Origin of the sequence: Phytohabitans houttuyneae (assembly GCF_011764425.1) — a bacterium.
Classification (GTDB): Bacteria; Actinomycetota; Actinomycetes; order Mycobacteriales; family Micromonosporaceae; genus Phytohabitans; species Phytohabitans houttuyneae.
Window position 1 is genome coordinate 372,261 of sequence record NZ_BLPF01000003.1, and the last position, 20,199, is coordinate 392,459.

Annotated in this window: 23 protein-coding genes; 18 read left to right on the forward strand and 5 right to left on the reverse strand. The window is 74.3% G+C overall.

All coding sequences use genetic code 11. From position 1 onward, the window contains the following. Positions 1 to 213: 213 nt before the first annotated feature. Positions 214 to 354, reverse strand: a complete 141-nt coding sequence (locus tag Phou_RS36705; protein ID WP_173065908.1) for a hypothetical protein — start codon at positions 352 to 354, stop codon at positions 214 to 216. A 57-nt stretch (positions 355 to 411) separates the two neighbouring features. Here Phou_RS36705 and Phou_RS53575 point away from each other — a divergent pair, with 57 nt between their 5' ends. After that, positions 412 to 744: an ABC transporter permease family protein gene (locus tag Phou_RS53575; protein ID WP_246274139.1), complete on the forward strand. Its 333-nt coding sequence runs from the start codon at positions 412 to 414 to the stop codon at positions 742 to 744. On the opposite strand, the gene Phou_RS36715 is transcribed toward Phou_RS53575, so the two are convergent. Both Phou_RS36715 and Phou_RS36720 read right to left on the reverse strand, forming a co-directional pair. After that, positions 715 to 1,257, reverse strand: coding sequence for a GNAT family N-acetyltransferase (locus tag Phou_RS36715; protein ID WP_218579438.1), 543 nt, complete (start codon positions 1,255 to 1,257; stop codon positions 715 to 717). The genes Phou_RS53575 and Phou_RS36715 overlap by 30 nt on opposite strands. Positions 1,258 to 1,633: 376 nt before the next feature. Continuing rightward, positions 1,634 to 2,929: an MFS transporter gene (locus tag Phou_RS36720; RefSeq protein ID WP_308784718.1), complete on the reverse strand. Its 1,296-nt coding sequence runs from the start codon at positions 2,927 to 2,929 to the stop codon at positions 1,634 to 1,636. Between the two features lie 97 nt (positions 2,930 to 3,026). Between Phou_RS36720 and Phou_RS36725 the strand changes: the two genes are divergently transcribed. Together Phou_RS36725 and Phou_RS36730 are read left to right on the forward strand one after the other, a co-directional pair. Next, complete coding sequence (locus tag Phou_RS36725; protein ID WP_218579439.1) at positions 3,027 to 3,290, forward strand: DUF4190 domain-containing protein; 264 nt, start codon at positions 3,027 to 3,029, stop codon at positions 3,288 to 3,290. Between the two features lie 96 nt (positions 3,291 to 3,386). Continuing rightward, positions 3,387 to 3,869 carry an NUDIX domain-containing protein gene (locus Phou_RS36730; protein ID WP_308784719.1) on the forward strand — a complete coding sequence of 161 codons (483 nt, stop codon included), beginning with the start codon at positions 3,387 to 3,389 and terminating at the stop codon, positions 3,867 to 3,869. 15 nt (positions 3,870 to 3,884) lie between these two features. Here the strand turns inward: Phou_RS36730 and Phou_RS50725 are convergent, their stop codons facing one another. Further along, positions 3,885 to 4,508 (reverse strand): CGNR zinc finger domain-containing protein, encoded by a 624-nt coding sequence (locus Phou_RS50725; RefSeq protein WP_178134998.1) that lies wholly within the window; start codon positions 4,506 to 4,508, stop codon positions 3,885 to 3,887. Positions 4,509 to 4,608: 100 nt separating this feature from the next. Here Phou_RS50725 and Phou_RS36740 point away from each other — a divergent pair, with 100 nt between their 5' ends. Next, positions 4,609 to 4,782: a hypothetical protein gene (locus Phou_RS36740; RefSeq protein ID WP_173065917.1), complete on the forward strand. Its 174-nt coding sequence runs from the start codon at positions 4,609 to 4,611 to the stop codon at positions 4,780 to 4,782. A gap of 196 nt (positions 4,783 to 4,978) precedes the next feature. Here the strand turns inward: Phou_RS36740 and Phou_RS36745 are convergent, their stop codons facing one another. Then, complete coding sequence (locus Phou_RS36745; protein WP_218579440.1) at positions 4,979 to 6,010, reverse strand: substrate-binding domain-containing protein; 1,032 nt, start codon at positions 6,008 to 6,010, stop codon at positions 4,979 to 4,981. Between the two features lie 33 nt (positions 6,011 to 6,043). On the opposite strand from Phou_RS36745, the gene Phou_RS36750 reads away from it, so the two are divergent. From Phou_RS36750 to Phou_RS53595, 14 genes are all read left to right on the forward strand, one after another. Further along, positions 6,044 to 7,327 (forward strand): MFS transporter, encoded by a 1,284-nt coding sequence (locus Phou_RS36750; RefSeq protein ID WP_173065920.1) that lies wholly within the window; start codon positions 6,044 to 6,046, stop codon positions 7,325 to 7,327. After that, complete coding sequence (locus Phou_RS36755; protein WP_173065922.1) at positions 7,299 to 7,478, forward strand: hypothetical protein; 180 nt, start codon at positions 7,299 to 7,301, stop codon at positions 7,476 to 7,478. Before Phou_RS36750 ends, Phou_RS36755 begins: the two co-directional genes overlap by 29 nt. Positions 7,479 to 7,484: 6 nt before the next feature. Then, on the forward strand, positions 7,485 to 8,258 hold the full coding sequence (locus Phou_RS36760; RefSeq protein ID WP_173065925.1) for a DUF6338 family protein: 774 nt from the start codon (positions 7,485 to 7,487) through the stop codon (positions 8,256 to 8,258). A 12-nt stretch (positions 8,259 to 8,270) separates the two neighbouring features. Beyond that, positions 8,271 to 12,158 carry a CHAT domain-containing protein gene (locus Phou_RS36765; protein ID WP_173065928.1) on the forward strand — a complete coding sequence of 1,296 codons (3,888 nt, stop codon included), beginning with the start codon at positions 8,271 to 8,273 and terminating at the stop codon, positions 12,156 to 12,158. 233 nt (positions 12,159 to 12,391) lie between these two features. Next, positions 12,392 to 13,039: a hypothetical protein gene (locus Phou_RS36770; RefSeq protein ID WP_173065931.1), complete on the forward strand. Its 648-nt coding sequence runs from the start codon at positions 12,392 to 12,394 to the stop codon at positions 13,037 to 13,039. 64 nt (positions 13,040 to 13,103) lie between these two features. Next, complete coding sequence (locus Phou_RS36775; protein WP_246274140.1) at positions 13,104 to 14,171, forward strand: phage tail sheath subtilisin-like domain-containing protein; 1,068 nt, start codon at positions 13,104 to 13,106, stop codon at positions 14,169 to 14,171. Further along, complete coding sequence (locus Phou_RS53580; protein WP_246274141.1) at positions 14,093 to 14,425, forward strand: phage tail sheath C-terminal domain-containing protein; 333 nt, start codon at positions 14,093 to 14,095, stop codon at positions 14,423 to 14,425. The genes Phou_RS36775 and Phou_RS53580 overlap by 79 nt, the downstream gene beginning before the upstream one ends. A gap of 5 nt (positions 14,426 to 14,430) precedes the next feature. Next, positions 14,431 to 14,904, forward strand: a complete 474-nt coding sequence (locus Phou_RS36780) for a phage tail protein (RefSeq protein WP_173065934.1) — start codon at positions 14,431 to 14,433, stop codon at positions 14,902 to 14,904. 1,189 nt (positions 14,905 to 16,093) lie between these two features. Further along, positions 16,094 to 16,534, forward strand: coding sequence for a hypothetical protein (locus tag Phou_RS36785; RefSeq protein ID WP_173065937.1), 441 nt, complete (start codon positions 16,094 to 16,096; stop codon positions 16,532 to 16,534). 2 nt (positions 16,535 to 16,536) lie between these two features. Beyond that, on the forward strand, positions 16,537 to 17,373 hold the full coding sequence (locus Phou_RS36790; protein WP_173065941.1) for a CIS tube protein: 837 nt from the start codon (positions 16,537 to 16,539) through the stop codon (positions 17,371 to 17,373). After that, positions 17,370 to 18,923 carry a phage baseplate assembly protein V gene (locus Phou_RS36795; protein WP_173065944.1) on the forward strand — a complete coding sequence of 518 codons (1,554 nt, stop codon included), beginning with the start codon at positions 17,370 to 17,372 and terminating at the stop codon, positions 18,921 to 18,923. Before Phou_RS36790 ends, Phou_RS36795 begins: the two co-directional genes overlap by 4 nt. 41 nt (positions 18,924 to 18,964) lie before the next feature. Continuing rightward, positions 18,965 to 19,255, forward strand: coding sequence for a hypothetical protein (locus Phou_RS53585; protein ID WP_246274142.1), 291 nt, complete (start codon positions 18,965 to 18,967; stop codon positions 19,253 to 19,255). Beyond that, positions 19,252 to 19,731 (forward strand): GPW/gp25 family protein, encoded by a 480-nt coding sequence (locus Phou_RS53590; protein ID WP_246274143.1) that lies wholly within the window; start codon positions 19,252 to 19,254, stop codon positions 19,729 to 19,731. The genes Phou_RS53585 and Phou_RS53590 overlap by 4 nt, the downstream gene beginning before the upstream one ends. Next, entirely contained in the window at positions 19,728 to 20,174 is a 447-nt protein-coding gene (locus tag Phou_RS53595) for a baseplate J/gp47 family protein (RefSeq protein WP_246274144.1), read from the forward strand. Before Phou_RS53590 ends, Phou_RS53595 begins: the two co-directional genes overlap by 4 nt. Positions 20,175 to 20,199: the final 25 nt, after the last annotated feature.

A 20,199-nucleotide genomic window follows, 5' to 3' on the forward strand; every position in this document is an offset into this window, starting at 1 on the left:
TGCGCGGCATCGAGGAGGCGGCGCGGCTCAACGGGGGCTGGCGGTCGGCGTGCGGCGCTGACCACCGTGCGGATGGACTTCGTCGCGCTGGGCCGGGCCTGCCCGGCCGCCGTCGCGCCGTGGGGCCGTCCGAGCCCGCGCTGGCCGCGCCCGCCTGATCGTGCGCGAGTCGACCGCACTCCCGCCGCGACGCTGGCCGGCACCACGGCGTCCTCACGTCAAGACCGCTGTCAGGATCGACGCGACGGCCGTCACCGTCGCGGCGCAAACCGTTGCCACAGCGGCGATCGCGGCACACATCACCATCACAATCCAGGCCGTCCGGTGCCCCTGGGGAGTGGGTGTCTCGGTCATGGGAAACCACCATGGGGTACCGAGGTGGCGGGCCTAGAGGGCGCACGTGAACGGAAGGTGAACAGAGCCATCTGCCGGGGTGGCGCAGAGCTGAGAGCCAGATTGATTTTGACTCCCGACGAGGCGGTCGGCTGGCAGCCCGATCCGCGGTTCATGCCGTGGCTCGGGCGTCCGTATGACCGCTTCGATGCCCGGCGTATCCGTACCCAGGCCCGCGATCTGGACACCTTGCCGCTCAACCTCTTCCGGGTCTCCAGCGCCGGCCTCTACCTCAACGACTGTCACCTCCTCTTCGCGTACGTCCTCGTCATGAGCCTGCCGCTCGTCGCCGTCTTCGCGGTCGCCCAGCGCAGGATCATCTCAGGCATCACGAGCGGCGCCGTGAAGTAGCAGCACGGACGGGTCCGACCAGGCGTACCGCAGCCCGACGATGCGGCCGCCACCGGCCGGCTCGGCGACCTCACTGCCGACGCACTCACCCCCGCGCGCGGTGTAGAACGCCTGCGCGGCCGTGTTCTGTCGCAGGACCATGAGGTACAGCCGCTGGTGGGAGCCGCGGGCCAGCGCGGTCGCCGCCGAGCGGGCCATCAGCCCGGTGCCCACGCCGCGGCGCTGCGCGTCCGGCAGCACATGCAGGTTGTCCAGCAGGGTGCCCCACACCGGGTCGCGGTCGAGGACCGTGTGGACGAACCCGACGATCCGGCCGCCCGACTCGGCGACGACGGTCTCGTGCAGCGGGTGCGGCCTTGTCAGGCGCGCGGTCCAGACGGCGAGCCGGTCGTCGAAGACCTCCTCGTCGAGAAACGCGTCCGAGTAGGCGCCGCGGTAGTTGGTGCGCCAGCCTTCCGCGTGGATCGCCGCGATCGCCTCGATGTCGCGTACGCCCGCCCCCCGATACTCCACGGCACCATGGGTACCGGCTCGTTGCGCCGATGGCCACCGCATTTCCCGCGAGCGTCCGGCAGATGATTGCCCGGGTCCGCGTCAGCGGCGGACCGTCGCTCCCGCCGGAGACCGCTGCGGTCGGCGGCTCGCCAGCGCTCGCCGAGATCCCCGACCTCCGCTGCCACCTCCGCGCGCCAAGGTCTTGCGGGTGATCGTGGACCGGGGCTGCCCCTGCAGGGGCGGTAAACGTTCACGATCCGTGAGGGGCCGGCGCCGCGCGGCCCCGAGCGGAGCCAGCGCCCCGACCGTGACCGGCGGCGGACGGTGAGGCCCCGGGAGGAACGGTTCGGACCACGACGGGCGTCGCGGCAGCTCCCTGCTTGATCTGGATCTTTCAGGCGCCCGTCCTGGACGCGGCGCGGGCGGCCCACTCCTCGTCTGCCGCCTGCTTCCTGGCGAGCCCGTCGCGGCCGTCGTAGCGCAGGAAGGCGGGCAGCGCGGCGGCCAGCGCGAGCGTGCCGACCACGCAGAGGACGCCGCCGGAGATGATCGAGCCGCCGATGCCCATGTAGCGGGCGGCCACGCCGGAGCGGAGCTGGCCGAGCAGCGGCCCGGTGGCCCACGAGATCATCTCGATGCCGGCCAGGCGGCCGCGCAGGTGGTCGGGGATGGTCTGGTTCCAGATGGTCATCCGGAAGATGCCGGAGACCATGTCGGCGGCGCCGGCGAAGGCCAGGCAGAGCAGGGCCAGCCACAGCCAGTTGGCCAGCCCGAAGCCGATGATGCCCACGCCCCACAGGCCGGCGGCGATCACGACCATCAGGCCGTGCCGGTGCACCCGCCCGGTCCAGCCGGAGGTCACCGTCGCCAGCAGTGAGCCGACCGCGGGCGCCGCGTAGAGCAGGCCGAGCACCGCCGGGCCGCCCAGCTTGCCGGCCATGAACGGGTAGAGCGCCTGCGGCATCCCGAAGAACATCGCGTTGATGTCCACCAGGTACGTGCCGAGCAGTTCGGGCCGGCTGCGCGCGTAACGCAGGCCGGTGGCCACCGACCGCAGCGAGGGGCGCTCGGCGTCCGGTGGCGGTGGCACGGCCCGGACCAGAGCGAGGCAGACCAGCGAGAACGCGAACGTGGCGAGGTCGACCGCGTACACCCAGGCCATGTCGATCGAGGCGATCAGCAGGCCGGCGATGGCCGGGCCGGCGAGTTGGGCGATCTGCATGCGCAGGCCGTTGAGCGCGCTGGCCGCCGGTATCTGCTCGGGCGTGACCACCCGCGGGGTGAGCCCTTCCATCGCCGGCCGCTGGATGCCGTCGATGGCCGCGGTGAGCCCGGCGACCACGTAGAGCAGCCACAGGTGAGGGCTGTCCAGCAGCGCGTTGACCAGCAGCACGCCGCAGAGCGCGGTGAACGCGACCTCCGCGCCGAGGACCAGCGCGCGCCGGTCGAGGTAGTCGGCCAGCGCGCCGCCGACGAAGGCCATGAACAGCAGCGGTACAAGCTCGCAGACGCCGAGCAGGCCGACCAGCAGGGGGTCGTCGGTGAGCGCGTAGACCTGGAAGGGGATGGTCACGTAGGTGATGAAGGAGCCGAAGCCCGACACACCGCCGGCGGCGAACAGCAGCCGGTAGTCCCGCGAGGTGCGCAGCGGCGTGACGTCGAGCGCCATCCGGCGCAGCAGGCCCTTCACGAGTCAAGATCGTGCACGACCGGCGGGAACCGGTCGAATGTGTTTCCCCGATCGTGGGTACATGGGTGGCCATCAACGTCGATGGTCCGGAGGAATCATGGCAACGCACGCGAACCCGCCGGCTTCGCAGGCGGGCACGGTGGGCAGCACAAACGTGATGGCGGTCCTCGCCCTGATCTTCGCCTTCGTCTTCTCGCCGCTGGGCATCGTGTTCGGCGCGATCGCGAAGCGGCAGATCCGCGACACCGGCCAGGAAGGCATGGGCCTGGCGAAGGCGGGCTTCTGGCTGGGCATCGCGTTCACCGCGCTGGGCGTGCTCTGGTTCGTCTTCGTGTTCGTGCTGGCGCTGTCGCAGAGCTGAGCCGCGGTTCGTGTTCGCCTTGACGCTGTCGCGGAGCTGAGCCGGTTCGTGTTCGTCCTGGCGCTGTCGCGGAGCTGAGCCGGTTAGCCTCCCCTGGTGAGCTCGCCGGGGGAGGACTACACCGCCGCGCTGCCGCGTAAACGGATGGCTTCGGCCGTCCTGCTCCGCGACGGCGGCGACCGGACCCTGCTGGTGGAGCCGGCGTACAAGGACGACTGGGAGCTGCCCGGTGGTGCCGTGGACGCCGACGAGTCGCCGTACGACGCGGCAGTGCGCGAGCTGAAGGAAGAGCTCGACCTGACGGTCACGCCCGGCCGGCTGCTGGTGGTGGACTGGGTGCCGCCGCGCGCCGGCCGGACCGAGGGGGTCATGTTCGTCTACGACGGCGGTCTCCTCGACCCGACCGATGCCGCGGGGATCCGCCTGCCCGCCGATGAGCTGCGCGGCTGGGCGTGGTCGACGCCGCCCGAGGCGCGGCAGCGGCTCTCACCGCTGCTGGCTCGGCGGGCCGCCGCGGCGCTGGACGCGGTGGCCGGTGGCGTCACCGCATACCTGGAGAACGGAAACCGCGTCGCCTGAACGATCCGGTGTATTTCAGCGTGCCCGGGGCGGCTGCCGCCTGCGCGCCGCCCGGCGGCGGTCGGTCTGGCGGCGAAACTTGACCTCGTTGCCGCAGCCCTCCATCTCGCACCAGCGGCGGCTGTTGTTCTTCGTCGTGTCGACGAACAGGCCCGCGCAGCCTTCCTCCGCGGCGCAGGTCTTCACGCGGTGCAGGGGGCCGTGGGTGGCCAGCTCGACCGCGGACGCCGCGACCGCCCAGGCCGGCTGGTCGAGGTGTGCGTCGGCCCAGGTCCAGGCCGGCGGCTCGCGGGTCCAGTCCAGCTCGGCGTGGCGGATGCCGTCGGCGTAGCGGTCGTGGATGGCGGCGAGGTCGTCCGCCGGCGGCGGCAGTGCGCGGGCCGCGTGGTGAAAGGTGCGGAACACGCCCTCGCGCAGGTGGATGGCGCGGTCCAGCGCCGCGGCCGCCGCCCGGGGCTTCGCGTCGGCCAGCTCGCCCAGCCGCGCGGCGCGCTCCTCGTCCAGGACGCCGGTGTCGGCGCCCCACCACAGCAGCTCCCCGTAGGTGTGGAGGTGCTCTTCGGGCGCCGCCGCCGCGCGTGCTTCCACGATGTTTGCGAAGTCGAGGCAGAGCCAGCCACCCCAACGACTCGTCAGCACCGCTACCTCCAACCGCTGAAAGATGTTTTGTCGGTGGCGCGACGGGTACGCCACTACCATAATGAGTTTAGCTGGTGGCACGAGAGAGGAGATCGTCATCATGTTGCCTGAGGTGGCCTTTGCCCGGCTGGCGCTTGGAATGTCCAGCGATGCCGCACACTCCGCCCTGCCCGGCGCCCCGACGGTCGCCGACCGACCCCCGCCGCGCCGGCGCGTGCGGCGCCGGGCCGCGCTGACCCTGCACCGCCTGGCGGACCGGCTCCAGCCCGCCTGACCCGCCGGGCCGTCGCTTTGACCCGCCTGCCGCGCCCGGCCGGGGGTCGCTGGTCAGGGCTGGCTGGAGCCTGTCTGGCCAGCCCGGGCGTCGCCTGGCCCGCCTGCCGCGCCCGGGCTGGAGGTCGTCCTGCCGCCGTCACGGGGACCGGCCGCGACCGTGCGAGCCCACGGTCGGAGATCCGGCGCGGTCGGCGTCAGGGGCGGGTGCTGGTGCGGTGCACGATGGACCACGGCGCGGTCCGGGACGGCGGCTTCTCGCCGAGCGCGGCCTGCGCGCACGCCGCGCCCTGCTCGCGCAGCGACTGCGCGACGGTGGTCAGCCCGAGCTGCGCCGCGACCGCCGCGTCGTCCCAGCCGGTCACGGCCAGGTCGCCGGGGATGGCGCGGCCGGCCGTGCGGGCGGCCCGGATGACGCCGGCCGCCTGCTGGTCGCCCATCGCGGCGATCGCGTCGGGCGGGTCGGCCGAGGTCAGCAGGGTCGCGGCCATCCGCTCGGCCTCGGCGGCGTCGTTGTGCGCGCACACCGCGACCGGCACGTCGCGCCAGGCGATGCCCGCGGCCTCGGCCGCCTGCCGGTAGCCGGCCAGGCGCTCGCGGGTCACCGGAAACAGGGGCTCGGGCAGGTCGGCGCCGGGCAGCACGCCGCTGAACCTGTCGCGCGACAGCGGAAAGCTCACCACGGCCGGGCGCCGCGCGTCCTTGAACGCGGCCGCGCCCACCGCGGCGGCCGCCGCGCGGTTGTCGATGGTCACCAGGCCCATCCCGCGGACCGACGGTCCACCGTGGATCACCGCGGGCCGCTTCAGCGCCTGGATGGCCGGGAGGATCGGGTCGTCGTCCGATGTGGTCCAGACGATGAACCCGTCCACCGCGGCATCGGTGATCCGCTGGATGTCGTCGGCGGCGCCGGTGATCGGCAGGATGGTCATGCCGAAGCCCCGGTCCGCGCAGACGTCGGCGATCCCGGCCATGAACGACACCGCCTCGGGGTCGTCGAAGGCGTAGCTGAGGTGCTCGCCGAGCACGACGCCGACCGTGCGGGTGCTGCCGCGGCGCAGGGACCGGGCGCTGGCGTCGGGTCCGGCGTACCCGAGCTGGGCCGCCGCCGCGAGCACCTTGGAGCGGGCCTGGTCGGAGACCCGGCCGGGCCGGTTGTACGTGTACGACGCGGTCATCACCGACACCCCGGCCAGCTCGGCCACCTGCGCCAGGGTCACCCGCTTCACGATGCCACCATAGTCTGTGTATCGTTACACAGCATGACGCGCATGGTCGTCTCGGCGTACGTGGCGTTCGCCGCCTTCGGCTCCTTCTGGGGCGTGTGGGGCGCCTCCGTGCCCCGGGTCCAGCAGCAGGCCGGCATCGGCGACGGCCAGCTCGGATTCGCGCTGCTGTTCATCGGCGCCGGCGCCCTGCCCGCGATGCTGCTTGCCGGGCGGGCCCTGGACCGCTGGGGCCTCACGGTCGCGGCCGCGGCCATCGGCGCCCTCGGCGTGGCCGGCGCGGCACTCGCGTTCACCGCGGTCGGCCTGGCCAGCCTCTGCGCCGGGCTCGCGCTCGTCGGCGCCACCAGCGGCGCGGCCGACGTGGCCATGAACGCGGTCGCCGGACGCGCCGAGGCCGCCGCCGGCCGGCCGGTCATCACCCGCGCCCACGGCGTCTTCTCCAGCCTCGTGGTCGTCGCCAGCCTCGCCACCGGCCTGGCGTCGGCCGCCGCGCTGCCCCTGGCCCTCCCGTTCGCCGCCGTGGCCGCCGTCTCGCTGCTGGCCGCCGGAGCCCTGCGCAAGACCCTGCCCGCCGGTGCCGCGCTGCGCGAGACCCTGCCCGCCGGCGTCGCCGTGCGCGAGACCCTGCCAGCCGGCGGGACCGCCGAGCGGCGCGAGGGCGACGCGCCACCGGCTGGGCGCTGGATCGTCCCGCTGCTGCTCGTCGGCGTGCTGGGCGCGCTCGCGTTCGCCAGCGAAAACGCGCACCAGAGCTGGAGCGCCGTCTTCGCGCACCAGGTACTGCACGCCGGCACCGGGCTCAGCGCCGTCGCGCCCGCGGTGTTCGCGGGTACCGTCGCGGTCACCAGGTTCGCCGTCGGCGGCCTGGGCGCCGCGCGTGCCCGTACCGTGCTGCTGGCCGGTGCCCTGGCCGCGGCGGCGGGCGCGCTCGTGATCGCGGCCGCGCCCACCCTGCTCATCGCGGCCCTGGGCCTCGCGGTGGCCGCGGCCGGCACCGCCGTGCTCTTTCCCACGCTCGTCGGCATCGTCTCGCGCGGCGTCGAGGAGTCCCACCGCGGCCGCGCCACCTCGATCGTCACCACCGTCTCGTACCTGGGCTTCCTCGCCGGGCCGGTCTACGTTGGACTGTGGTCCGACGCGGTCGGGCTGCGCGGCGCCATGCTCGCCGTCGCCGCGCTCGGCGCCGGACTTGCCCTCCTCACACCGCCGCTGCTGCGGCTGAGCGGCAGCGCGGCCGCCCATAGTCCGGCGGATGACCGTCGATGCGCGGTTGTGGTACAAGGGTCAGATGGCTTCGGACCCGCACGGGAGCGATGACGCCGCCGCCGACGGCGATGACGAGTGGACGGACGCCGACGCCGACGCCGACCTGGGGACGTTCCGCGGGGTGGTCCTCAACGACACCGGTCCGGTGCGGACCGTGTCCCAGCCACCGCCCGGGCCGGCCCAGCCTCCGGCCGGGTCCTGACCGGTCGTGGTGCCCGCCACCGCGGCCGCGGTCGTCACGTTCCTGTTGATGGTGACGCCGGGGACCGCCTTCGAGCTGATGTGGCAGCGCACCAGGCCGCGCCGCGACGAGAGCACTTTCCTGGAGATCAACCGGGTGCTGCTGACCGGCGTGCTCTTCAGCGCCGCGTCGGCGGCGACGCTGGTGGCGGTCGAGGCGGTGGCACCAGGCACCATTGTGGACATCGGCGGCCTGGTCGCCGGGGGCGGCGGCTACGTCGAGGCGCATCCACTGCTCAGCGTCGCCACGCTCGCGGTGGCACTGGTGATCGCCCTGCTCTACGCGACCGCCGCGCACGACCTGCTGGACGCGCCCGCGGCACGGCGGATCGGCCAGGAGTCCGGATGGCACACCGCGTTGAGCCGGCTCGCCGCGCCGGGCGTCCGGGTCTTCCTGAGCGTGCAGCTCAAGGACGGGTCGACCATCACGGGGTACTCGGCGGCGTACTCCACCGACCCGGACCCGAGCCGCCGCGACCTGGTCCTGCGTGCCCCGCTGCGGATCCGGCCACCCGGCGCCGACGCCGCCGTCGAGCTGGACGGGTCCTGGCAGGTCATGGTGCTCACCGGCGCCGAGATCAGCACGATCGCCGCGGCGTACGTCGGCTCGGCCCGCCCGGTGCGGCCCGGTCGCGCCCGGCGGCTCGCCCGGTGGGTCGAGCGGCGGGTGTGGCAGCTGTCCCTCGGCGCCGTCGCGGCCATCGTCGCCGCGCTGCTCGTGGCGGCGCTGGCCACACCCTGACGGGAGCGCGGGATGCGGCGGAGGTTGTGGCGCAAGCTGCTGCTGTGGCTCGTGGCCGTCACGGCCCGGCGGGCCCGCCGTCACCCGTCCGAGCTGACCGATGCCGAGACCCTGGAGGACGTCGAGAACCTGCGGACGTTCCTGACCCGCACACGCCGCCGCCGCGCGCCGGAGCTGGACCCGGCCGTCGCCGAGACGCTCGCCTCCTTCTACTGGTCCCGCTACCTGTACGCGGACCCACCGGGCACCGCGGACGACCTGCGCGAGGCGGTGTGGCTGTGGCGCCGCGCCGCCGCCGTCGGCGTGCCACCGGTGCTCGCGCCCCTGTTCGAGATAGGCCCCGGCCCGTTCCCGGAGGACGCGGGCCTGCTGGTGACCTGCGTGCACGACCTGTTCGACCTCGCCGCGGCGGACGAGCGGGACTGGGTCGCGCTGGAGTCGGCGGTGACCCTGGCCCGGTACGCGATGGCGCTGGCCCGCTCCGGCCACGAGATCGACAGGGACACCCGGGCGGAGCTGGCCCGAGCCCTCCAGACGCTGGCCTGGCACACCAGTGACGACGACGCCTGGGACCAGGCCGTGGCCAACGCCCGGCGCGCGCTGGACCGCACGCCGCGGGACGATCCGGAGGTGCTGCGCCGGGTCGGCGTACTCGGCATGGCGCTGTCCGGCGTGGCCGCGAGCCGCCGCGACGAGCGGGTGCTGCGGGAGGCGCTGCGACTCCTGCGGCCGGCGGTGCGCCGCGCCGCGGAAGGGGACCCGCACCGGCCGTTCGTGGTGCTGTCGCTGCTGGACGCGATCACCGTGCGCCTGGGCTGGCTGGAGGGCGGCGACCTCCCGGTCGACGGCCCGTCCCGCCTGGGCACGCTGCTCGCCATGGTCCCGGAGGGCACCCCGGGGCGGGAGGACACCGTCGCCGACCTCGCCACCGCTCTGTGGCAGCGCTACCTCTACCTCGACGGCGGCGTCGACCTCGACGTGCTGCCGTACACGCTGTCGCTATACGCGCAGGTGTACGCGCGCGACCCGGACCAGGTGCCGCCGAACCTGGCGCGGGTCTTCGACCCCGACGCGAGCCTCCCCGAACCCGGCGAGCGGTCCGAGGGTGACCTGCACACGCTGGTGACCTGCGCCTCCGACCTGTACAGCTACGCCGAGGAGGACGAGGACCAGCGGCGCGAGGCGATCGGCCAGGCGGGCGTGCTCGCCCGCGACGCGCTCGCGCTGGCGGCGGAGCTGGACACGATCGAGCCGGACACGCGTGCCGAGCTGGCCCGCGTGCTGCTCAACACGTTCTACAACGGACACGACACCGCGTTGCTCGAACCCACCCGGCGGCACGCCCGGGCGGCGCTCGCCGCGACACCACCCGACCACGAGGAGCGCCTCGCCCGCACCGGCGTGCTCGGCGGGACGCTGGCCGAGATCGCCGACGCCCGCGACGACGACGATGCCCTCCACGAGGCCCTCGCGCTTCTCCGGCCGGCCGTGTTCGCCGCCGGCCGCGACCACCCGGGCCTGAAGCCGGCGGCCGCCGCCCTCGTGCGCGCGCTGACCCTGCGCCTGAGTCGCAGCAGCGGCGTCACCGGGTTCGCCGAGACCTCCCGCGACCTGCGCGACCTGATGGACCTGCTCCCCGACGACCACCCGGACCGCGAAGACCTGGAGCCGGTGGTGCTGGCCACCGAGGCCCACCACCTGATCTACCTCGGCGACCTCAGCGGAGCCGCCTCGGCCCGGGCCGCCCTCGACCGCGCTGTCGCACGCCTCGCACCGGGAACGGAGAGCCACGACCGCTTCCGCCTGGCGTCCGCCACGATCGCCGTCTCGCTCGGCACGATGGGCGAGATGCTCGTGCCGGGACCGGAGCTGGCCCGGTACCGCGAGGTCTTCGACAGCGTCACCGCCCTCGACCCGCTGGAACGGGCGACCAACCTCGAGGTCCTCTGCACCTACCTGATGGCGGACGCCGACCCGGCGATCCACGGCCCGCCGGCCAGCGACCCGCGGCTTCTCGACGAGTGCGTCACCCTGCTGAACGACGGCCTGGCCACCGTGCCCAAGCGGTCCGCCGTACACCGGGACCTGCGCGCCCAGCTCGGCGCCACGCTGCTGCGCCGCTACCGCGCCACCGGCGACCGCGACGACCTGGAGCGGGCCACGACGCTGGCGCGGGACCGGTGGCGCGAGCTGACCGGGCGGCGGGCCAACCCGTCCGAAGTGGGCACCGCCCGGTCCGAGCTTGCGCACGCGATGCGCGAACAGCACCTGGTGACGGGTACCCACAACACCTACGACGAGGCGATGACGCTGCTGCGCGCGGGCATCGCCGACACCGAGCAGACCGCCGTGTCCCGCGTGGTGGAGGCGTACGCGGCCGGCGACCTCGCGGTCCGGACCGGCCGGTGGCGCGACGCCGCGGACGTGTACGCCTCCGGTGTCGGCCTCGCCGCCCGCGGTGCCTGGCGGGCCCTGCGGCGACCGGACCGGGAGCGGCAGCTCACCTTCTGGTCCGGCCTGGCCAACGAGGCGGCCGCGACCGCGATCCTCGCCGGCGACCCGCGCCGCGCCGTCACGATGCTGGAGCACGGCCGCGCCATCCTGTTTCACCAGGAGCTCGACGCGCGCGGCAACGGGCTGCGGCTGCGGGCCGAACGGCCCGACCTCGCCGGCCGGCTCGACCGCGTCGAGGAGGAGACCGAACGCACGACCGATCCGCGACGGCGCCGGGACCTCGCCGTGGAGTGGCGCGGCCTGCTCGCCGAGATCCGGTCCCAGCCCGGGTTCGAGGGGTTCCTACGCCCGCCCGACGCGGCCGCGCTGCTCCCCGCCGAGGGTCGCACCGCCGTTCTCGTCAACCCCGCTGACGTCGGCTCACACGCCCTGCTGGTCTCCGCCGGCGGCATCCGCGTGGTACCGCTGCCGGCGCTGACCACCGCCGCGGTACGCGAGCGGGTGACCGCGTTCAACCAGGCCCTCGCCGACCTGACCCGGCCCGGCGGCCGGCCCGGCGCCGTCGAGACGGTCACCGAGACGCTCGACTGGCTGTGGCACACCACCGCCGAGCCGGTGCTGGCCGCGCTCGGCCACCACGAGACCCCGCCGGAAAAGGCGGAGTGGCCGAGGATCCACTGGTGTCCGACGTGGATGCTCACGTTTCTGCCGATCCACGCCGCCGCCGCCCGCCGGCCCAGCGCACCGGGACAGTCCGTCCTGGACCGGGTCGTGTCCTCGTACACGCCGAGCCTGAACACGCTGCGCGACCTCGGCACGCGCCCGCAGCCCGCGCCCGAGCGGCGTTCGCTGCTGCTCGTCGCCCTTCCGGAGGCTCCCGGCCTCCCGCCGATTCCCGGCGCCCACCGGGAGGCGGCCAGCCTGGCCGGCCTCGGGCTCCCGACCGCGGTGCTCACCGGACCGGACGCCGACCGCGCCGCCGTCAGCGCCGCCATGCGCGAGCACGCGTGGGCACACTTCGCCTGCCACGCCAGTCACGACCTGACCGACCCCAGCCGCAGCCGGCTGCTGCTGCACGACCACGCGCAGGACCCGTTCACCGTTGTCGAGATCTCCCGGCTGCGCCTTTCGCAGGCACAGTTCGCCTACCTGTCCGCCTGCGACACCGCCCGCGGCGGCCTGCGCCTGCCCGACGAGGCCATCCACGTCGGCGGCGCGCTGCAACTGGCCGGCTACCAGCACGTGATCGCGACGCTGTGGGCGGTCAGTGACACCATCGCCGCCCGCATGACCACCCAGGTGTACCGGGCGATGCGCACTGGAGACGGCCACACGCTCGCGCCGGACACGGCGGCCCTGGCCCTGCACGCCGCGACCCGCGCCCTGCGCCGCCGGTACCCGCACGACCCCACGCTCTGGGCCGGCTACGTCCACCTTGGACCCTAGCCCCGTCTCCAACCCGGGCCGAGGCCCGCATGATGCCGCCTGCGGAGCCTCCAGAGGGCTAAATCGGGCGAAAGGCGGAAAAGCCGGGAACGACTGATCTACCGTCGGAATGAGGCGGACTGAGCGCCGCGCCTGCTGCCGAGGGAGTCGGGGGTGGCCGCCATGGTGGACCGGCATACCTACCAGACAGCGATACCGCCCGGGTCCGCGCCGGTGAACGGGCCATCGCGGCCATGACGGACGAACCGCGTTCCGGACCGACCGAGGCCGCCACCACGGAACTGGCAGCCTGGATCGAGAGCGTAACCGGCGGCGCCGTCCTCATCGGAGCCACCACCACCCGGAGCCGCCGCGCGGACGGCGGGGATGGCGACGCGTTGCGCCTGTGGCCGCTGGAGCTGCGGCCGGAGCGGCACACCCGCGGTGCGGACGGCGAAGCGCCGTACACCCTGCGCGTCCGCCACCTGCTCGCCCCCGCCGAACCCCCGTCCGGGACAGCGTCGTCGCGCCTGCTCGACGCCGTGCTCGTCGCGGCCGTGCGCGCGGGCGAGCCGGCGATCGCGCTGGAGCCGCCCGACCCGCGCATGTGGCTGGCACTGGGTGTCGAACCCCGCCCCGCGCTGTTCATCGACGTTCCCGCGCAGGTGGTCCGGCAGCCAGTCCGGGCACCGCTGGTGCTGCACCCGCTGCGCCTCGGGTCGCTGGAGATGCGCCCCCTGGACGGCCGGGTGCTCGGCCCGGGGAGCGGCCGATACCCGGAATGCGCGTCGAGGCGGGCCGGGCGGCGGCGTACACGGACGCGGACGGTTGGTTCCACCTTGCCGCCGTGCCCCGGCACGGCCGGATCCAGCTGCGGCTGGAGGGGCGCGGCCGCGCACTGACCGCGCGGCTCGAGCCTGACTTCACCGAGCCGTTGACCATTCACTGCGATCTCGAGGAGTCGTGATGCCCAACTACGCAGCTCCCGGCGTATTCGTCGAGGAGGTACCCGGCGGCGCACGGCCGATCGGCGCGGTCGGCACCAGCACGGCGGGCTTCATCGGCCACGCCCCGGACCGGGCGGCGCGGGTCGACGAGGCGGTCGCCGTGAACAGCTGGACGGAGTTCCTGACCATCTTCTGCGGCCCGGCGAACAACCCGAAGCCGCCGGAGACCACCCACCTGGCCAACGCGGTCTACGGCTTCTTCGACAACGGGGGCAGCCGCTGCTACGTGGTCAACATCGGCAAGTCCGACGCGATCACCGGGACCGGCCGCAAGCGGACCGGACTGCAGGTGCTGGAGACGATCGACGAGATCGCCATCGTGGCCGCGCCCGGGTTCACCGATCCGGCCGCGCACGAGGCGCTGCTCAGCCACTGCGAGCGGCTGGCCTTCCCGGTGGCGATCCTCGACCCGCCGTCCGATGTGGACAACATCGACCGCCTGGTCGAGGTGGCCACCGCGGGGGAGACCCCGGCACCCGGCGACAAGCCGGCGAAGGCGGCCGCTGCCAAGGAGAAGCCCGCGGACGGCGACGAAGGGGCCGCGGCGGGTGCGCCCGGGGAGGCCGCACCGTCGGCGCCCGCGGCACCGGCCAAACCGGCGGCGCCGGCGAGTGGCGGGTTGCGGCCACGACAATCCGACCAGGGTACGTTCTACTTCCCCTGGATCAAGGTACGTGACCCGCTCGGCGGGCAGATCGTCACGGCGCCGCCCAGCGGCCACATGGCCGGCACGTGGGCCCGCACCGACGCGACGCGGGGCGTGCACAAGGCGCCGGCGAACGAGCCGCTGCGCGGCGCGCTCGACGTGACCTACCGGGTCACCCGTCAGGAGCAGGAGAAGCTCAACCCGCAGGGGTCAACTGCATCCGGTACTTCGCCGCGGAAGGCATCCGGGTCTGGGGCGCGAGGACGCTCGCCGCGGAGGCCAGCGAGTGGCGGTACATCAACGTGCGCCGGCTCTTCAACGCCGTCGGCCGGTCCATCGAGCTCGGCACCGGCTGGATGGTGTTCGAACCCAACGACCTGACCCTGTGGAAGTCCATCCGCCGCGACATCACCGCGTTCCTGACGAGCGTGTGGCGTGACGGCGCGCTGATGGGCCGGACGCCGCAGGAGGCGTTCTTCGTCAAGTGCGATGAGGAGACCAACCCCGCGGACCAGCGGGACCAGGGTCGGGTCATAGCGCTGATCGGCCTGGCCGTGGTCAAGCCGGCGGAGTTCGTGATCTTCCGGCTCAGCCAGTGGGCCGGCGGGGCCCAGACCGACGTCATGGGTGGGTGATGGCGATGACGGATACCGCGGCGCAACCCGGCGGGTGGGTCGACCCGTACCGGGACTTCAACTTCAAGCTGCTGATCAACAACATCACCAACGGCCACTTCACCCGGGTCACCGGGCTGGGGGTCAAGGTGGACGCGATCGCGTACCGGGAGGCGGGCGACAACTCCATCGTGCGGGCGATCCCCGGGCGTACCACGTACCTGCCGGCGACCCTCTGGTACGGGGCGACCTCGTCGACCGAGGCGTGGGACTGGCTGCAGACCGCACTGACCGGCAAGGTGTCGCGGCGCAACGTGTCCATCGTGCTGCTGGACGCGGCCGGCTCGACCGAGGTCACCCGCTGGAACCTGATGAACGCCTGGCCCAGCGGGTGGACCAGCGAGTCGCTGGATGCGATGAGCCGCGAGATCCTGCTTCATTCTCTGGTCATCGCCTACGAGGGCCTCGAGCTGGAGCCGGGCAGCGGTGGCGGGGCGTAGGCCTTACCCGGCGTGGCGGCTGCTGGTCCTGCGGTGGCTCGCCCGGCTGTCGCAGCGGGTGGCCGGGCCGCAAGCCGCCCCGGAACCGGCCGTGGCCGCACCGTCCGATCCGGACGCGCCACCCGAGGCATGGCTCCGGTTGGTGCGCAGCCGCGCGCGGGGCGCTTCGCTGCCGCCTCCGCCCTACGCCGCCCGGCCGCCGTGGGACTCCGGCGCGGAGGACACGGCGGGCCGGGCCGCGCCCACGGTCCGGGGAGCCGCGGCGGGCCGGAGCCTGGGGGAGCCGCACGCTCCCGCGGGAACCCACGCACATGTCCCCGCGGCGGCCCAGGTCTCCACGAATCCTCACGTCTCCACGAATGCTCGCGTCTCCTCGGAGGCGGCGGTCCCGGCGGAGGCGCGCGTCCCTAAGGAGGCGCCCGTCCCGACAGATCCGCATGCCTCCGCCGAGCCGCACTTTCCCGCGGAGAAGCGCGTCGTGCCCGCCGATGGGCGTGTCCCAACTGAGTGGGCTGTCCCCACCGAGTCGCCTGTCTCCACCGAGTCGCCTGTCTCCACCGAGTCGCATGGCCGCGCCGATGCGTCGAAGGCGTCGCGGTCCGGGACGGCGCCGGTGCCGGATGGGACGCCGGGTGTCGCCCCCGGGATGGGGCGAGTGGGCGACGAGCCGACGGTTGCCGCGGCCGGGAGGTGGCGGGTCAGCGATGAGCCGCCGGGCGCCGCGAGCGAGATGGGGCCGGTGGGCGAGAAGGCGTCAGGTGTCGCGACGGGGACAGGACCGGTGGGCGATGAGGTGCCGGCTGCGGCCGGGACGGGCCGTGTGGGCGAGGAGGCGCCGGGTGACGCGACGGGGTCCCGGCCGGTCCCGCACGCCGCCGACCCGGGACCGCCCGCACCGGCGATGCCCCTGCCGCCCGATCCGGCGAAGACCGTCCCCAGGCTGCGGGTGACACCGCCGCCGGTGTCGACAGCGACGTCGCGGAGGGCCGATCACGCGCCGACCGACCGCCTCCGCAACCCGCCGCGAAGCGACTCCGTCGAGGCGGCGAGCGCATCCCAGCCGGACCGGGGACGGCCCACCCGGCCGCAGTCGCCGCCCACTCAGTCGCCGGAACCGTCCGCATCGCTGGATCAGCTCGCACGGCCGGATCTGCTCACACCGCCGGATCCGCTCACGCGGCCTCGGATCATGACCAGCCCGCTCGAACATGCGCCCGAGCCGCCGGGCGCACGCCCGCTCCTCCCGGGTCCCCGCCTGCTCCGCCCCGACCCGGACCACCGTGCTGCCGGCCAGCCCGACCACCGCACGGCCGGCCACCTCGACCACCGCGCCGCCGGCGAACCGGAGCCGCGCGTCCTGCCGGCCCTGACCCCGCACCGGGCGGGCCCGGAGCACCCACCGGCGCCGCAGCGGGCCGAAGCGCAACCACCCCCGCCCGCGCCGACCCGGCACCCGACCACGGAACCGCCGACCCCGTCCTACGTGCCCGCCGACGCGGCCTACCAGGCGACCGGCCGGTACGACCCGTGGCCGGAGCTGCCCGACGACAGCCCACTGTGGACACCGGTACGGCCGGTCGAGGACGCGCGGCACCTGCGCGAGTTGGCCGCCGAGCAACGGGGTGACTGACCGTGGAGCGGGTGTCGTTTCTCGTCGACGCGACCGGCGAACGCGTGGACTGCCTCCTGAACCCGGAGACAGTACAGGTCTCGCGGCTGGCCGGGGTGCGCGCCCGCGGCTCGCACGCCGGCCAGCTCACCGGCGTCGGGCTCGCCGACGACCCGCTGCTGTTCACCGGCGGTGGCCGTACCGAGCTGCGCCTGGACCTGCTCTTCGACGTCGAGCTTGTCGACGGCCAGTCCCGCCCGCAGGACGTGCGCGCCCTGACCCGCCGGCTGTGGATGCTGGCGGAAAACTCCGCCGAGGAGCACGGCGCGGTGCGGCCGCCGCTGGTACGCCTGGTGTGGGGCAAGGCGTGGAACGTCCCGGGGGTGATCGTCGCGGTGGCCGAGCGGTTTGACGACTTCACGCCCGGCGGCAGCCCGCGCCGCTCGTGGCTGCGCATGCGGCTGGTCCGCACGGCCGACAGCGCCGCGCAGCTCAAGCAGGACTTCGAGGAGGAGCTGCAGTCGTCGAACTCGGCGCCGTCGGTACCGCCGGGCGGCGCGGTGACCGCCGTCGGTGACAGCGGCGGCGTCGCAAAGTCCGCGACCGGAAAGGCCGCGGCCGCGAAGCCCGGTGCCGCGCCACCGGGTGCGGGGCAGAGCAAGGGCCACTCGGGCGTGCGCTTCGACCTGATCTCGAACGAGGTGCTCGGCAGCCCGCTGCCGTGGCGCGCACTGGCCGAGCACAACAACATCGCCAACCCGCTGGACGTGGCGCCCGGCACCGTGCTGTCCGCGCCGCCGGTCGCGCCCGTGCCAGGTGGCGCGCCGGTGGTACCCGTCGTGCCGCGGGGGCTGTCATGAGCGTGCAAACCGAGGGCACCGCCCTGACCGCCGCCGTACCGAGCGTGGAGGTGCGCGTCGACGGCCGGGCGCTGCCCGCCGAGGCGGCCCGCCGGCTGGCCGAGGTGCGGGTGACCGCGCGCCTGTCCCAGCCGGCGCAGTGCGAGCTGTCGTACGTCACCTGGTCCGGCGCCGACGCGGAGACCGCGCTGTTCAAGCTCGGCGCGGCGCTGTCGGTACAGGCGTACACCGACACCGACCCGATGTTCGCCGGCGACGTGACGGCGTTCGAGGTGCTGTACGCCGCCGACGGCACCGCGACGCTGCGGGTGCGCGCCTACGACCTGCTGTACCGCCTGCGCAGGCGCCGCCGCACCCAGGTCTTCGAGTCGATGACCGCGGCGAAGCTGGCGCGGGCGCTGACCGGCAAGGCCGTGTCGGCCGAGCGGGACGGGCCGCTGCTGGAGCGCATCGTCCACCACCACCGCCACGACCTGGAGCTGCTCGTCGACGTGGCGAACCGGGCGGGCCTGCACCCGGTGACCGACGGCGACGGGGTGCGCCTGGTGGGCCTGGACGGGTACGGCGAGCCGGTACCGCTGCGGCTGGGTGTGTCGCTGCTGGAGGTGGCCGTGGAGGCCAACCTCGACGGTGCGGTCGAGCGGGTCCGCGCGCTGGGCTGGCATCCGCAGCGGGCCCAGCTGATCGACCAGCGGGCCACCACGGCGCACACCGGGCGGCGGATCGAGCTGCGGCCCGATCCTTCCGCCGTCGGCACCGAGGCCGAGCGGCTCCTGGTCGACCGTGCCGGGCGGGGCGACGCCGAGGTGCAGGCCGCGGCGCAGGTGGAGCTCGACACCGGCACCGCCGCCGCGGTCAGCGTGTCCGGAGTGGCCGGCGGGAGCGCGCTGCTGCGGCCGGGGGCGCGGGTGCGGCTGTCCGGCATCGCGCCGGCGCTGGCCGGCACGTACGTGCTGACCGAGGTGACGCACACCGTGGACGCGACCGGCTACCTGACCCGGTTCGGCACCCGGCCGCCGCGCCCCGCGGTCCCGCGGCGGACCGCGGCGCTGACCCTCGGCACGGTGACGGCGGTGGACGACCCGGACGGGTACGGGCGGGTGAAGGTGCGGTTGCCCGCGCTGGGCGACCTCGACGCCGGCTGGCTCGGTGTGCTGTGTCCGGGCGCGGGGCCGGACCGAGGGCTGGTGGCACTGCCCGATGTGGACGACACGGTGCTCGTGGCGCTGCCGCACGGCGAGCCGGCCGCCGGCATCGTGCTCGGCGGGCTCTACGGCGCCGTCGAGCCACCCGACCCGGGCATCGACGGGGGCCGGGTGCGGCGGTGGTCGATGCGTACCGCGGGCGGCCAGTCGCTGCTGGTCGACGACGCCGAGCAGAGCCTGATCCTGCGCAACAAGGCGGGCAGCCGGGTGGAGCTGGGGGACGGCGAGGTACGGCTGCACGCCGCCGGGGACCTGGTCATACAGGCGCCCGGCCGCGGTATCACGATCCGGGCCGCAACCGTGGACTTCGTCCATGCCCCGGTGCCCGAGGACGGGGGACTGTGATGTGGTGGCTGTGCGAGAGCTCCGTGCTCACCTGCATCCACATGGGACGGATCGTCAGCCAGGCGGCGGAGCGGTGGATCTCGGTGAGCGGCGCGCCCGTGCTGGTGGAGACCGACGTGCTGGGTCGCCCGGTCGTCGCCTGCCCGAACGTGAGCACGAACACGAAGCCGTGCACGTCGACGATGCCGCCGCTGGCCGGGCCGAGCCTGTTCGTCCGGGTGGGCGGCCGCCGCGTGCTCACGTCGTCGCTGTCCGGTCTCACCGACGGTGTGCCGCCCGGCACCTACCGGGTCCTGCAGCCGGTGCAGAGCCTTGTGCGGGTGGACCGGTGAGCCAGCCGGACCGGGCCTTCCGCTTCGACGGCGCCGGCTTCGCCGTCGACGACGAAACCCGCGTGGTGTCGGTGACGTCGCGGGGCGGGCTGGTGGTCACCTCCCGCGGCGGCCTGGCGCTGGTCGAGGGGGACGCCGCGGTGCGCCAGGCCATCCTGCTGCTGCTGTCCACGTCGCCGGGCGAGCGGATCAACCGGCCCGACTACGGCACCCACCTGCACCGCCTGGTCTTCGCGCCGAACGACGAGACCACCGCCGGCCTGGCCATCCACTATGTACGCCAGGCGCTTCGCCGGTGGGAGCCGCGCGTGCAGGTCCTCGACGTCGACGCCGGCGCCGATCCGGACATCCCGTCGCTGCTGCACATCCGCCTCGACTACCGCGTCGTCGCCACCCAGGCCAACGACACCATCGCCGTCTCCCTCGACCTGCACCCGATGGCCGCGCCGCGGCTGGCGGGAGGCCGGGTGCCATGAGCCTTCCGGTACCCAACCTGGACGACCGCGACTTCGCCGCGCTGCTCACCGCGGCCCGCGACAAGATCAAGGCGTCCGGTGGCAGCTGGACCGACCTGTCGGTGCACGACCCCGGCATCGTGCTGCTGGAGGCGTTCGCCTACCTGACCGAGGTCATGATCTACCGGCTGAACCGGCTGCCGGAAAAGGCGTACGTCTCGTTCCTGAACATGCTCGGCGTGAGCCGGCACCCGCCCTCGGCGGCTTCGACGCTGATCACGTTCCGCCGGACCGGATCAGAGACCGGCGACGCGATCGCCATCCCCGCCGGGACCCGGGTCGCCGCGGCGGGCGGCGCCGATCCGGAGCCGGTCGTGTTCACCACCGAGGCCGGGCAGATACCCGCCGGGGCGGCCGAGGTGACGGTACGGGCGCACCACTACGAGCTCGTCGAGGGGAGCTGATCGGCAAGGGCACCGGCCAGCCCGG